The following is a 12,488-nucleotide window of genomic DNA, read 5'->3' on the forward strand; positions in this document are numbered from 1 at the left end:
TGATTTGTTGGAGGTGAGTGGGCGGCGGCTTCAGGAGGGGGTTGAGGGTTGACGGGGAAACGGGCGCTGGAAGCGCCCGTCTTTATGGAAAAATGCTTACACGCCTACCTACCAGTTGTAACTCACTTTGGCGGTAATCTCGCGACCCGGGTTGTAAAAGTTCGCTGTGCCGGAACCGACCACGTGCTGTTCATCCAACAGGTTGCTGACGTTCACCGCAAGGTCGGTGCCCTTGGCGATCTCATAGTTGAAGGCGGCGTCGAACAGTGTGGTGCCATCGCTTTTGCCGGAGTTGGCTGCATCGAAGTAATAAGAGCCGACGTAGCGCGCACCCAAGCCAACGCTGACATCCGTGCCGGGCACGTCGTAATAACTCCAGAGCGAAGCGGAATGCTTGGGTGCCGTGGTGAACTCATTACCCTTTAGGGAGCTGCCGTCGTACAACGAACCGCGCAGTACCTCGGACTCCATGTAGGAGTAGCCACCAATCAGGCTGAGGTTTTGCGTCACCTGCGCCTTGGCCTCCAGGTCGAGGCCACGCACCTGCGATTCGCCCACTGTCTGTTGCTCAATGATGCCGCTCGGCAGCACCACGGCGATGGTGACGTTTTCCTGGGTCAAGTCATAAACGGCTGCGGAGAACAGTGCGTCCATCCCCATCGGCGCATACTTCACGCCCACTTCGTACTGCCTGCCCGTCTGCGGCGTTACGCCAACCTGAGGCGGCGAGACGGATTCCACCATGCTCACATAAGTGGACACCTCATCGTTGACGATATAGGTCAACGCACCTCGGTAGGAGGTTTCGGAGAAGTTGTCTTTCTCAGTGGATTGCAAGCCTTTGCTGGTAAGGTCCATCGAGTCGTTGCGCATACCCGCGGTGACGATGAAACGCTCGTAGAACGAAAGATTCTGCTGAAGGAACACGGCCTTGGTGGTCGCGTCTCGCTTGTTGACGGCATACGGCGTGATTGAGCGCGAAACGCCCGTAAACACGGGATTTGCAATGTCAATCGGAGTCGTCAGGGCGTAGACCGAACTTTCCTTGGTGGTCGAATCGAGGTACTCCACCCCCACCAGGCTGCTGCTGTCGATGTTCTCGAAGCGGGCATCGTATTGCAGCATCAAGTTGCCGTTGAATTGGTCGGCCTCAGTGTCCGTTCCAAACAGAAACCGATCAACGGTAGTACCGACACGTGCGGCGCTGTCGCTGAGGTAAACGTAGCCAAAATCATCGGTCAATTTGCTGTAACGCAGATTGCTGCGCAGTACGAAGCCGTTGTCGAAGTCATGGGTGACGTTACCGCTGAGGCTGGTGCGCTCGACATCGTGGAAGTTGTAGCTGGGCTCACCATAAAACTTGCTGCGGTCGTATTCCTTGTCCAGCGGATAGCCGCCACTGTTGGGCGAACTTTCAGTTTTCAGATAGTCCAGAATCACGGTGGCTGACGTGTAATCCGTGGGTGCCCAGGTGAGGCCACCCATCACCAACTGGTTGTCGTCCTGTGAGTGATCGTACTCGCGGTCGCTGTTTTGGCCTTTGGCGGTAAAGCGGCCAGCCACGGTTTTCTCGTCGTTCAGCGCATCCCCCACATCGATGCCTGTCTCGACATGGTCAAACGAACCGTAGGTCACATAACCTTGACCAAACTGCTCGAAGCGCGGCTGTTTGGTCACGAAATTCACCGAGCCGCCCGGGTCCGCTGGGCCAAACAGCGTGGAGTTGGCGCCACGCAGAATCTCTATGCGTTCATAAGCGAATGGATCTTCGCGTACGCCGCGCATCGAACTCAGGGTCAAGCCGTCACGGTAGGTGGTGGCCTGGAAGCCCCGGATCTGGAAATAGTCGTTGCGGTCATCCGTACCATAAAAGTCACTGACCACGCCCGGCGTGTATTGCAACGCCTCTTCCGTGGTGCTGACGCTGCGTTGCTCCATTTCCTTATTGGTAACAACCGACACCGATGCCGGTGTATTGAGAATGCTGGTTGCCACCTTGCCGCCAACCCAGAGTTCCTTGGCGACCACCGAGTTGGTGTCGTCGTCGGCACTGACCCTGACCTTGGCATTGATGATGAGGGGTGCAAGACGGTATTCCTCAACGTCCGTTGCGTCGAGCTCCAGCGGGCCGGCGGGCTTTGGTTGAGGGGATAGTAGATAGGCATTCGGGCCTTGCTGTTCGATTTGCAAGTCGCTCCCCTGCAGCAACGATGACAGCGCAGCCGACGTATCGAGCGTGCCATTCACGCCAGCAGTGGTGCGGTTCGCTACACTCGACGCGTCGAACGAAAGACTGATCCCAGCCTCGCGGGCAAAGCGGTCAAGCGCCGGCGCCAGTGGGCCGGCAGCGATGTTCCACTGCTTGACTTGATTGCTGTGGTCAACGCTCGACGTTTGTGCCAGCGATGGCAATGCGTAGCTGCTTACGATCAAACCCAGAATCGCACCCTGCAAGGCACGATTTAATGGATGGCGCTGTGAAACAGGGGACGAACTCATTTTCTCGCTCCAAGAAAGGACATCGGCAGACTGGCCTGTATTCCGGCCTTCCTTAGAGGTCGAACGAGAATGAGAAGCCACCTCATTATTTTTCAGGTGGCGAAAAGTGCTGATGGGCTCAGGTAGCAGCGGTCACGGTCACCCAATAACGGGTTCGATAATCAATGTTCAAGTGCAGTGACTGCGCGATCAATGCCAGGACCTGATCGTTGTCGGCGAGCTGGAAGGTGCCGGAAACGCGACGATCAGCGACCTCTTCCGCGCAGCGCAATACCCCTGGGCGATAACGCGACAACTCCACGATGAAATCATTGAGGCGCATATTGCGCGCACTGATCACCCCGTCACCCCAGCTCCAAAGATCAAGGCCGTTGTCCCTGAACACTCGGGCGCCACTGGATGTGAACAGCAGCTGATTTCCTGCCTGGACGCTGCGGCTCGCAGGAGCTTGACTGGAGCCGGGGAAAACCGTGACTGATCCTTCCTGAGCCGCGACCAGAGTGCCATCATCCAGCTCGCGTGCCAGAAAGCGGGAACTCTGGGCGCGCATGATCCCGTCACGGGATTGCACCCAGAACGGTCGCGCTCGAGGCGCGTGTTGATCCGCGCCGACATTCACGATGATTTCACCACGTCGCAGGATGATCAGGCGTCGCTGGGCGTCGAAATCGCTGTCGACGGCGCTATCGCTATTGAGCTGGATAAGGCTGCCATCATCGAGTTGGAAGCGTCGTTGCTCGCCGGTGCTGCTGCGCTGCTGCGCAAGCATGGCGGGTACGGGTGTGTAGTCCCGGCCGAGCCAGGCTGCAGTACTGACAGTAGCCAATATGCCCAGTAGCTTCAGGCTTTCCCGCCGCCGCATTCCATGATGGGTACCATTAAGGGTTTGTCGGGCCAGTTGAACTGGCACGCCGGCGAATTCATCCCCAAGCGTTTCCACACGCTGCCACGCCAACACATGCTCCGGGCTCTGCTGCAGCCAGTGCTCAAAAGTGCGCTGTGTTTGTTCATCGGCTTGATTGAAGCGAAGGCGCACCAGCCATTGGATTGCCTGCTCGACAATGGCCGGATTGAGCGCCTGCGGCTCACGCCTCGACATAACGCAAGCGATAGCAGTGTTGCAGGGCCGTGGCCAGGTCGCGTTCCACCGTCGCCCGGGAAACACCCAGCTTTTCGGCTATTTGCACGCAGGTTAGACCGTCGAGTCGGGCAAATAAAAATGCCTGGCGGACTCTTGGTTTAAGCGTACCGAGCATGCGGTCGATGCGCTCAAGCGCATCAAGAATCATCAGCCGGCTTTCTTCCGAGGGAACCTCGTGTTGAGGCAGCAACATGACGCTTTCCAAGTAGGCACGTTCGAGTTCGCGACGACGATACTGATCAATCATCAGTCCGCGGGCGATACTGCTCAAATAGGCGCGTGGTTCGCGCAAGGGGCTGGACTGGCGGGATTTGAGCAGACGTACGAAGGTATCCTGCGCCAAATCTGCTGCGTTATCGCGACATCCAATGCGTCGAATTAGCCAGCCGTGTAACCATGAGTGGTGGGTTCGATAGAGCAGCCCTAGATCTGCAGTACCTAGTGTTTCATCGCTGCGCATCGGAATCCCGGCAAGTACATGATTGATAATTAATCGCATTCTACTCAGGCGATAGGCCTTAGGCAAATACGTGGCGCTCAGGTGTCCGCTTTTGGGCGACCGCCAGCATTGCGCCCCACCCCAAGACAAAACATCTTCCGATAATCAGAAGGCGACGTTCCCAGATGCATCCCAAAATGCTGCCTCAACGACAGCGACGTCCCAAACCCCACCTCCCCTGCGATGCATTCAATAGACAACTCCGTCGTTTCCAGCAACGCCTGCGCTCTGGCCACTCGTTCTGCGGTCAACCATTTGGATACGGTTGTGCCAGTCGCTTCCTTGAACCGACGGGTAAAAGTCCGCCTGCTCATTTTCGCCATCCCGGCCAGAACGTCGAGCGAGAGGTCGCTGGACAGGTTCATGCGGGCCCATGTCAGGACGTCGGACAGATGCGTTTCGCCAAGTAATTGCGGCACCGGATGCTCAACATACTGCGCCTGGCCTCCGGGCCTGTGGGGTGGTGTCACGAGCATTTTCGCGGTGCGATTCGCCACGTCTGCGCCGAGTCGCTCGCGTACCAGGTGCAGGCAGCAATCGATTGCCGCGACGGTTCCGGCAGACGTCACGATGTTATCGGCGCTGACGTAGAGCACCTCGGGTTTGAATCGAACCTTGGGAAAACGTTGCGCAAACTGATCACGGACGGCCCAGTGGGTGGTTGCCTCCTTTCCATCGAGCAGCCCTGCATCGCCGAGGACGAACGCTCCCAAACATAATCCGACGATGAGCTTGCCTTGCGCGTTGGCGAGCTGCAGCGCTTCCATGAGTTGGGGCGATGCAACGAGGGATTGATCGCCCCACGCGGGGATGATGATGACGTCGCAGGCTTCCATCAGTTCCAGGCCGAGGCTTACCGACAGGCCGACGCCTTGGTCGGTACTGACCATGCCGGGCAGTTCCGCGCAGTAATTGATTTTATACCGAGGCTCATCGGGGGCGGGCTGGACGGTCCCCAATACCATTCCGGGCACGGAAAGGTGGAAAAGGCTCACGCCTTCAAAAGCTAGAACAGCAACGCGTATCGGGAGCATCAGGCAGCCTCGGTTCGCCCCGCAGGGCTCAAGCCGAACAATGTCGGTCAGTTGGCCCGATTATATCGAATTATGTCATTTGGGCCACTGTTGACCCCAGAGGCATTCGGCAAGAATGGATGCCTCGATGTAAACAACAGGATTGATTCCCATGAAACTCAGAACTTTACCGCTTGCCTTCAGCATTGCTTGTGCTGTCGCCGCTACGCCGTCCTTTGCCAGTTCAAACGCGCCCAAGGCGCCTGACGCCTCTCATAAGTTGGATCTGCAGCAGGTTCGTAACGCCACGGTGAAAATCACTTACGGTGGTACCACGTTCCTGATTGATCCCATGCTGGCAAAAAAAGGCGCCTACCCGGGATTTGAAAATACTTATCGGAGCAACCTTCGCAATCCCCTGGTTGATCTGACGGAATCGCCAGAGAAAGTTATCGCCGGGGTCGACGCTGTCATCGTCACCCATACGCACCTTGATCACTGGGACGATGCCGCGCAAAAAGCGCTGCCTAAAGACATTCCGTTGTTCGCTCAGCATGAAGAAGATGCACAGCTGATTCGTTCCCAGGGTTTCAAGAACGTACGCGTGCTGACGGATGAAGCGGAATTCGGCGGCGTCAAAATCACCAAGACCGGCGGCCAGCATGGCACTGATGAAATGTACGCCATACCTGCGCTCGCAAAACCGCTAGGCGAAGCCATGGGCGTGGTTTTCCAGGCACCGGGCTACAAGACGCTCTACCTTGCGGGTGACACGATCTGGCGTAAAGAGGTCGACCAGGCCATCAACCAATACCACCCGGAAGTTATCGTGCTCAATGCCGGCAAGGCCAAGATGGCGGGGTTCGACGGCTCGATCATCATGGGTGAAGAAGATGTGCTTCGCGCGTCAAAAGCCGCGAAAAACGCGCAGATAGTCGCGGTGCACATGGACGCGATCAACCATATGTCCCTGACGCGTGAAGAGTTGCGTGCCTACGTCAAGAAGCAAGGGATTGAGGGTCGTGTAGACATTCCGGAAGATGGGGCTTCGCTGGAGTTCTAAAAATCGAAAAAGGACGGGTCTATTTGGCAAATAAATCCGTCCTTTTTCCTAATTGAATCCCCTCCACTCACGCCTGCGCCGAGAACCGCTCCGCTGCCCGCCTCTCAAACATCGCCTGTTCCGTCTCCCGCGTCGCCCGCTCGCCCTTGTACGCCAACTGATTGAAAAACAACCCGTCCGAATATTCCTGTATGGACACCGACCCACGGTCTTTCAGCAGCGGGGCCAGATCGATCGTGTTGGCGAAGTTTTCCTTGGTCAGGCTATAGAGCCCCAGGTAGCTGCCGGACCATGGCGAGTCTGCGTCGACCAGGTCGATGGAGGCGTCGCGGACCGCGATGGCGGCGGCTTTCAGGTCCTTGGAGTCGTTGAGCAAATCGGTCAGCCGCTGGATATCGGAGGTGCTGAGCTGGCCGGCGCTGTTGAGGACTTTCAGGCTGCCATCGGCTTCGACGGTGAAGCCGTATTTCTTGCCAGCCAAGTCTGGATGGGGCGCCGAAAGCGTGGATTGAAAATCCTCGAACGAGAATTTCAGAGTACTGGTCGCGCCTTTGAGGATCTCGGCGTATCGAGGGAAGTCCGCTGATTGGGACCGGCCGACCCAGGTCTCGATCGCCGCAGGCATTGGCATCGTCGCCTGGGCTTCTTCGCTGGGATGGAAAATGGCCGCTGGGCTGGCGTTGGACAGGGCTAGTTTTGCAGCGTCTGTCGGCGCCTGGGTCACGAGCGGTTGCTCGGAGCGCGTCAGGTTGGTTTTGGCGGGTGAGATATAAACGGAGCTGATGGAAAGTACCATTTCATCGATCCATGATTTGGAAATTCAGAAGGTTATCGACGGCAATGGATCCAACTTTAGGGATCGCTCCCTTTCGCCTGTTGCAACTGCGATTCGCTAAACGGTCCCGTCATCCCCCCGCCGCACCGATATAAAGAAGCTCCACCCCTCTGCATCAATGCTCCCAGAGCGTTTCGAGCTTTATCCCTCAGACAAATCCTGCGAAACTTAAACGCTAATCGTTATCAACACCATTAGCGCCTCAGGATTTGCTCATGCCGACTTGCACCACCGCACCGCGTCATTTCATCCCTGCCCGCGATCTTTTGGCCATGGCTATCTGCATGGCCACCCTCGCCCCCGCCTACGCCGAGGACAGCAGCGCCAACCCGCAGAATGCCCAACCGGTCACGCTGGAGCTGGGCGCGACCGAGGTCACCGGCAATCAACTTTGGACTACCACGGAAGGCACCGAGTCCTACACCACTGGCGCGATGTCGACAGCGACCAAGCTGCCGCTGTCGATGCGCGAAACCCCACAAGCCGTCACCGTCATTACGCGCCAACGTATGGACGATCAGGCGATGACCGACATCAACGATGTGGTGGCCGCGACGCCCGGATTGTTCCTGGATTTTTCCGGCGGCCCTGGCCGGCAGACCTACAAGGCGCGCGGTTTTGATATCGATAACCTTATGTATGACGGCATCCCGACGGGCTACGACGGTTATTCCGCCGGCTCCCAGCCTAACTTGGCGATGTTTGATCGGGTCGAGATCGTGCGCGGTGCCACCGGTCTGGTGACGGGCGCGGGCAACCCATCGGCGGCGATCAATCTGGTTCGCAAGCGGCCACTGGCCGAACAGAAAGTCACCTTGACCGGTGCGGCCGGCAGTTGGGACGACTACCGCGGCGAGGTCGATGCCTCCAGCCCGCTGAACGACAGTGGCACGCTGCGCGGCCGGGTCGTGACGTCTTACCGCGACGCCAATAGCTTCATCGATGATGTCGAAGAGGATCACGGCCTGTTTTATGCGATCACCGAAGCAGACCTGAGCGAAGACACCACCCTGACGCTGGGTTTTTCTCATCAAAAGGACAAGACCAATTACTTCTGGGGCGCCTCGATGATCGGCCAGGACGGCCATCACTTGGACCTGCCGCGTTCTTACAATCCGGGCACCGATTGGGAGAACAAGGATCAGGAGATCAATACGGTATTCGCCGAGGTCCGTCATCGCCTGGCCAACGACTGGAACCTTCAGGTCAACGCCAACTACTCCGAACAGGACGCATTGTTCTCCGGCTCCTACCAATCGCGCTGGGTCAACAACACATTGGCCCGCACGGTTTACCAAGCGACCTACGATGAAAACCAGGCCGGCGTGGATGCCTTCGCCAGCGGGCCCTTCGAGGCGTTCGGGCGTACGCATGAACTGGTGGTTGGCGCCAGCAAGCGCATGAATGACAAGACCACCCACAACTACAGCCCGTACAACCTCAACTGGCCGATCAACGCGGGTAAACCGGACTTCGTCCACACCAACAACCAGCGCGACGTGACCACTCAGGACGGTGTCTACATCACCACTCGCCTAAGCTTGGCCGACCCTTTGAAGTTGATTCTCGGCGGACGCCTGGACTGGTACGAATACGATAACCGTGATGGCGACGGCGACTTCAAAGTCACTCGCAACGTCACGCGTTACGCCGGTTTGATCTACGACCTGGACGACCATCATTCGGTCTACGTGAGCTACAGCGACATCTTCACGCCGCAGACCGAAAAGGACATCTCTGCAAGCCCGCTCAAGCCCATCATCGGCAAGAACTACGAGATCGGCATCAAGGGTGAGTACTTTGACGGCACGCTCAATGCGAGCCTGGCGGTGTTCCGCATCGACCAGGAAAACCGCGCCGTGTCGATCGTCACGGGAAACTGCCCCCAGGCAACCTGTAGTGAGGCCTCCGGCGAGATCCGCAGCCAAGGCATCGACTTCGAACTGCAGGGCGCCTTGACCGAAAACTGGCAGGTCGGCGGTGGCTATACCTACGCGCGAACCCACACCATCAAGGACGCCGCCAACCCGCAGAAGGTCAACAAGCAGTTCGACCCCGACGTGCCTGAGCATCTGTTCAAGCTGACCACCACCTACAAATTTCAAGGCCCGCTGGAAAAACTGCGCGTAGGCGGCAACATCTCTTGGCAAAGCCGCCTGTACAACGACATTCAGCTGGCGGATGGCAGCCAACACCGCCTCGAACAGGGCAGCTACGCGGTGACGGACTTGATGGCCGGGTACAGGGTCAGTGAGAACCTGGATTTGCAGGTCAATGCCAACAATATCTTTGACCGCCGTTACTACTCGGCGATTGCCACGTCCGCCGATTATGGGGGAGATTCCTATGGCAATCCGCGGAATATGCTGTTGACTGCTAAGTACAGTTTCTAGCGGGCGGCTGGCTTGGCAGGGTTGGTTAGTTCCGATTTTGCCAAGCCTTCGCTGCATCAAGGCCTACCCATTCCCAAGTCACCAGCTGTCTCGGTAATCGAAGGCTATTTGATAGTCATAGCGCCCCCAATCAATCGAGTGCTGAAAATGTGGTTGAAGAATTGCTACCCAGTCCACGAGGACATCGAATCCACCATTATTTATATTGTTTTCGAATGGAATACCTAAAGCCTCAACGACAGCGCCGTCGTCACCTAAATCTTCTGAGTACTCCTCCGCCTCGAAAGATTCGGTTTGCTTGCTATACCACTCAAGTCTTAATTTGAGTCCCATTTCCCCTCCTAACAGCGGACAGATTTTGCTATTGAAGCTTAATTAAACTCCGCCACCCTTAAGAAAAGATTCCTCCTATCACTGTTCGCTACTGGTGGTTAAATATAACAACAGTTTTCGGGGGAGCTCTATCGAGCAAGCCTCCTCCAGCGCATCTACTTGAACGGCAGTCAATTCGTAATCGTATAGAGACTCCTCCTTTTTTACCCAGCCCATTATCTTTGCCAGATCTTGGTTATCGATGCAGAGCGTTTTTTCATATGACGCAAAGTCGTCTCCTTCGATGACACCCATTATTTTGTATTTCATGGTTCAATCCACCTTGATGTGTTGGCTGGTTTCGTTTGGGCACCCGTAACATAGTCAAACTCGCCCAGGTGCTTCCCTCGCTTGTTGTACTTTTCTACCGCGCCATGTTGAAAATCCCATTCATAAATAAACTTCTCTTTATCCTTCCAGCGCGGACGTAACCCTCCGCCTTTCATACGCGTCTTGGATGGAGTCCATTTTGCACTTGGAAATGCGGGTAGGAAGTCTGGTTTCGGGAAATAGTCATGATGAGCCGTACCCAAAACCACATAAACCGGCCGAACCCCCGAATCCGCCGGAAACACCAGAATGAAATCCTTGTACTCCGGCGGATAGATCGGGTTGACGATGATGCTGTCTGCCACTGGCGTCGGCGGGTAGATCCAGATGTGCGGGGCCAGGGGCGCGGCCTCCAGGGCGGGGATGCCGAGGGTGTCGGAGGGGTCGATGGCCGGGGTCCAGATCAGTTCGATGCCGTCGCCTAGGTCGGCGACGTATTGATCGGCGCGAGGCGTGAATTGGACGATGTCGACCATTTCCCAATCGCGGTTCTGCCCGGTGTAGAAGCCATAGCCCTTGAGGCTGCCGTCGGCCTGTTGTTCGATAGTCAGGCGCATGCGGCTGCGGGCCTGCTTGAGGTTGCGCAGTTGTTCTTCGCTGTAGAGGGCGCTATCGCCCAGGCTGGACGGCCAGAGCAAGGCAACGATGCCGGTCAACAGTGCCGCGCCGACCGTGCCGCCAACTGCTCCAGTCGTTGCCACAGCGGAGCCGCTTAGCGCGAGTCTGCCCAAGGTAACGGGGATTGCACTTGCGCCGATCTGCTCGAGGGGAAGGACTCCCGAAGCGTCAGGCCCCCTACCGCCCAGCCACGTCAGCTCGCCGTACTGCTTGACCAAGTCCGGCGGGATGTAACCGTTGGGGTTGCTGTAATCAATGATGCCGTTGGGTAGCGCGCAGCTTTTGGCGAATACGGACCCGATGGTGACGAGGGGCTCTTTATCCACCTTGGCCCAGCGCTCTTTCGCATAGGCGGCCTGGCGGGCGAGCATGGCTTCATGACCGCGTTGGAGCGCTTCGTACTCGGCCACTTCGCTGGAGGTCATGTCTCGATAGGAGGCGGTGTGCCCTTCGCCGGAACTTGGGTTACGGATCCTGGGCAGGTCTTTTGGCCGTGTGGTCACAAGTCGCGAATCTCATCTTGAAAATCCAGGACGGACGCTAACGCACGCAACGAAATCGGCGATGTAGGAGGTTTCCTTTACTGCCAGCTCCGTTTTCATCAAGCGTTGTAGGTCGGGAATCAGCGCTCAAGGCTCGCCGGCGAAAACACGGCCTGCCCCACACGCCTACACTCGGCATGAGGTATCCTGCGCTGCGTAAAACACCATCGCGGCCTGCGGCATGCAATTGCTGTCCACGGCCTTACAAGCAGCCTTAAAGGTTGCTCCAGGATGTCTGCATGTTGATAGGTCATCGGTTCGAACGCACCGCGCGGGATGACCTGCACATCCACTCGATTAACCGGGTGCAGAGCGGATTCGTGCTGCTGACAAGCGCGATGGCTTTGACCTTTCCAGTGGCGGCCGTCCTGGCGATTGCCACAGCAGATTCGCCACTGGCGAGTGTGGACCCGCTGGCTACACTTCTTACCGTGCTCGGGCTGCTATTGATTCCTGCCGCTGGCCTGCTCCTACTGATTTACTCCGGCACCCGCGAGACCTTGCTGTTATCGCGCCTGGACGGTGAAGGCAAACGCCGCACCCGAAATGTTTTCGGACGTCGCGAGCGAGTGCATTCGGTGTTCAGGATCGATGCCGCCAAATCCCTCGAACTTCGCCGCCGCCCCGAGGCCGAGCCAGCCCGCACTCAGTTATGGCTGGTGCTGCGCGATGGCACCGAGCATCGCCTGACGACCGACAACGTTCCGGTAACGCCGGGACGCAAACGCACCAACGTGTGGCTGAACGAACTGGCCGACTATTTGAAGATGGCAGTCCCCGCCGAAGTGGTCATGGGTTCGGCGACCGGTGCGTCGGCTGCCTATAGGCCTGCTCCACCCCCAACGAAGATCGCCAGGCAGCGCAACGCAAAGGCACCCATGCCTTGCGCTGGTACGGGTGATCGACTGGGCATCCCCGCACGCGCCCTCCTCGCCTTGCTTGGCACCTTCCTCGCAGTGTTCGAGCTGACCCGGATCATCGCATTGCTGCGCGCGCTGTTTACCGGGCGACTGAGCATCGGCATCTCCCGCCCGACGACCTTCTATTGGACCGAGCAACCGATGGCCTTCTCATTCCACGTGCTGATCGGCATAGCCGAGTTGCTGGTTATTGGCGTCATCGCCTGGGGCTGCCTGCGCGTGGCGATCCAGGGGCGGATGAAATCCGATCCTTGATGATGAGC

Annotated in this window: 11 protein-coding genes; 3 read left to right on the forward strand and 8 right to left on the reverse strand. The window is 57.6% G+C overall.

The window, feature by feature from the left end; translation table 11 throughout:
• Positions 1-108 precede the first annotated feature (108 nt).
• From HU806_RS23065 to HU806_RS23080, 4 genes are all read right to left on the reverse strand, one after another.
• The gene (locus tag HU806_RS23065; RefSeq protein ID WP_186614758.1) at positions 109-2,499 is read right to left on the reverse strand and encodes a TonB-dependent siderophore receptor; all 2,391 of its coding nucleotides are present in this window, start codon (positions 2,497-2,499) and stop codon (positions 109-111) included.
• Positions 2,500-2,617: 118 nt separating this feature from the next.
• Entirely contained in the window at positions 2,618-3,598 is a 981-nt protein-coding gene (locus tag HU806_RS23070; RefSeq protein WP_186614710.1) for a DUF4880 domain-containing protein, read from the reverse strand.
• Positions 3,585-4,100, reverse strand: a complete 516-nt coding sequence (locus tag HU806_RS23075; protein WP_186614761.1) for a sigma-70 family RNA polymerase sigma factor — start codon at positions 4,098-4,100, stop codon at positions 3,585-3,587. The genes HU806_RS23070 and HU806_RS23075 overlap by 14 nt, the downstream gene beginning before the upstream one ends.
• 77 nt (positions 4,101-4,177) lie before the next feature.
• Positions 4,178-5,173, reverse strand: coding sequence for a GlxA family transcriptional regulator (locus tag HU806_RS23080; RefSeq protein ID WP_186614712.1), 996 nt, complete (start codon positions 5,171-5,173; stop codon positions 4,178-4,180).
• Between the two features lie 151 nt (positions 5,174-5,324).
• Between HU806_RS23080 and HU806_RS23085 the strand changes: the two genes are divergently transcribed.
• Entirely contained in the window at positions 5,325-6,215 is an 891-nt protein-coding gene (locus HU806_RS23085; RefSeq protein WP_186614714.1) for an MBL fold metallo-hydrolase, read from the forward strand.
• Positions 6,216-6,282: 67 nt separating this feature from the next.
• Here HU806_RS23085 and HU806_RS23090 read toward each other — a convergent pair whose 3' ends face one another.
• Entirely contained in the window at positions 6,283-7,011 is a 729-nt protein-coding gene (locus tag HU806_RS23090) for a hypothetical protein (protein ID WP_186614715.1), read from the reverse strand.
• A gap of 254 nt (positions 7,012-7,265) precedes the next feature.
• Here HU806_RS23090 and HU806_RS23095 point away from each other — a divergent pair, with 254 nt between their 5' ends.
• The gene (locus HU806_RS23095) at positions 7,266-9,443 is read left to right on the forward strand and encodes a TonB-dependent siderophore receptor (RefSeq protein WP_186614717.1); all 2,178 of its coding nucleotides are present in this window, start codon (positions 7,266-7,268) and stop codon (positions 9,441-9,443) included.
• Between the two features lie 78 nt (positions 9,444-9,521).
• Here the strand turns inward: HU806_RS23095 and HU806_RS23100 are convergent, their stop codons facing one another.
• From HU806_RS23100 to HU806_RS23110, 3 genes are all read right to left on the reverse strand, one after another.
• Positions 9,522-9,776, reverse strand: coding sequence for a colicin E3-like toxin immunity protein (locus tag HU806_RS23100; RefSeq protein WP_186614719.1), 255 nt, complete (start codon positions 9,774-9,776; stop codon positions 9,522-9,524).
• A gap of 78 nt (positions 9,777-9,854) precedes the next feature.
• Positions 9,855-10,085 carry a hypothetical protein gene (locus tag HU806_RS23105; RefSeq protein ID WP_186614722.1) on the reverse strand — a complete coding sequence of 77 codons (231 nt, stop codon included), beginning with the start codon at positions 10,083-10,085 and terminating at the stop codon, positions 9,855-9,857.
• Complete coding sequence (locus HU806_RS23110) at positions 10,082-11,266, reverse strand: colicin E3/pyocin S6 family cytotoxin (protein WP_346657187.1); 1,185 nt, start codon at positions 11,264-11,266, stop codon at positions 10,082-10,084. The genes HU806_RS23105 and HU806_RS23110 overlap by 4 nt, the downstream gene beginning before the upstream one ends.
• 278 nt (positions 11,267-11,544) lie before the next feature.
• Between HU806_RS23110 and HU806_RS23115 the strand changes: the two genes are divergently transcribed.
• A complete protein-coding gene (locus tag HU806_RS23115) occupies positions 11,545-12,480 on the forward strand; it encodes a hypothetical protein (RefSeq protein ID WP_186614726.1) in 936 nt (311 codons plus the stop codon).
• Positions 12,481-12,488 lie beyond the last annotated feature (8 nt).

Origin of the sequence: Pseudomonas sp. SWRI154 (assembly GCF_014268645.1) — a bacterium.
Taxonomy (GTDB): Bacteria; Pseudomonadota; Gammaproteobacteria; order Pseudomonadales; family Pseudomonadaceae; genus Aquipseudomonas; species Aquipseudomonas marvdashtae.

Excerpts from the sequence above, each read along its gene's own strand:
- HU806_RS23080 (WP_186614712.1), bottom strand. The coding sequence starts at position 5,173 with ATGCTCCCGATACGCGTTGCTGTTCTAGCTTTTGAAGGCGTGAGCCTT.
- HU806_RS23075 (WP_186614761.1), bottom strand. The coding sequence starts at position 4,100 with ATGCGCAGCGATGAAACACTAGGTACTGCAGATCTAGGGCTGCTCTAT.
- HU806_RS23105 (WP_186614722.1), bottom strand. The coding sequence starts at position 10,085 with ATGAAATACAAAATAATGGGTGTCATCGAAGGAGACGACTTTGCGTCA.
- HU806_RS23070 (WP_186614710.1), bottom strand. The coding sequence starts at position 3,598 with ATGTCGAGGCGTGAGCCGCAGGCGCTCAATCCGGCCATTGTCGAGCAG.
- HU806_RS23065 (WP_186614758.1), bottom strand. The coding sequence starts at position 2,499 with ATGAGTTCGTCCCCTGTTTCACAGCGCCATCCATTAAATCGTGCCTTG.
- HU806_RS23095 (WP_186614717.1), top strand. The coding sequence starts at position 7,266 with ATGCCGACTTGCACCACCGCACCGCGTCATTTCATCCCTGCCCGCGAT.
- HU806_RS23115 (WP_186614726.1), top strand. The coding sequence starts at position 11,545 with ATGTTGATAGGTCATCGGTTCGAACGCACCGCGCGGGATGACCTGCAC.
- HU806_RS23085 (WP_186614714.1), top strand. The coding sequence starts at position 5,325 with ATGAAACTCAGAACTTTACCGCTTGCCTTCAGCATTGCTTGTGCTGTC.
- HU806_RS23090 (WP_186614715.1), bottom strand. The coding sequence starts at position 7,011 with ATGGTACTTTCCATCAGCTCCGTTTATATCTCACCCGCCAAAACCAAC.
- HU806_RS23100 (WP_186614719.1), bottom strand. The coding sequence starts at position 9,776 with ATGGGACTCAAATTAAGACTTGAGTGGTATAGCAAGCAAACCGAATCT.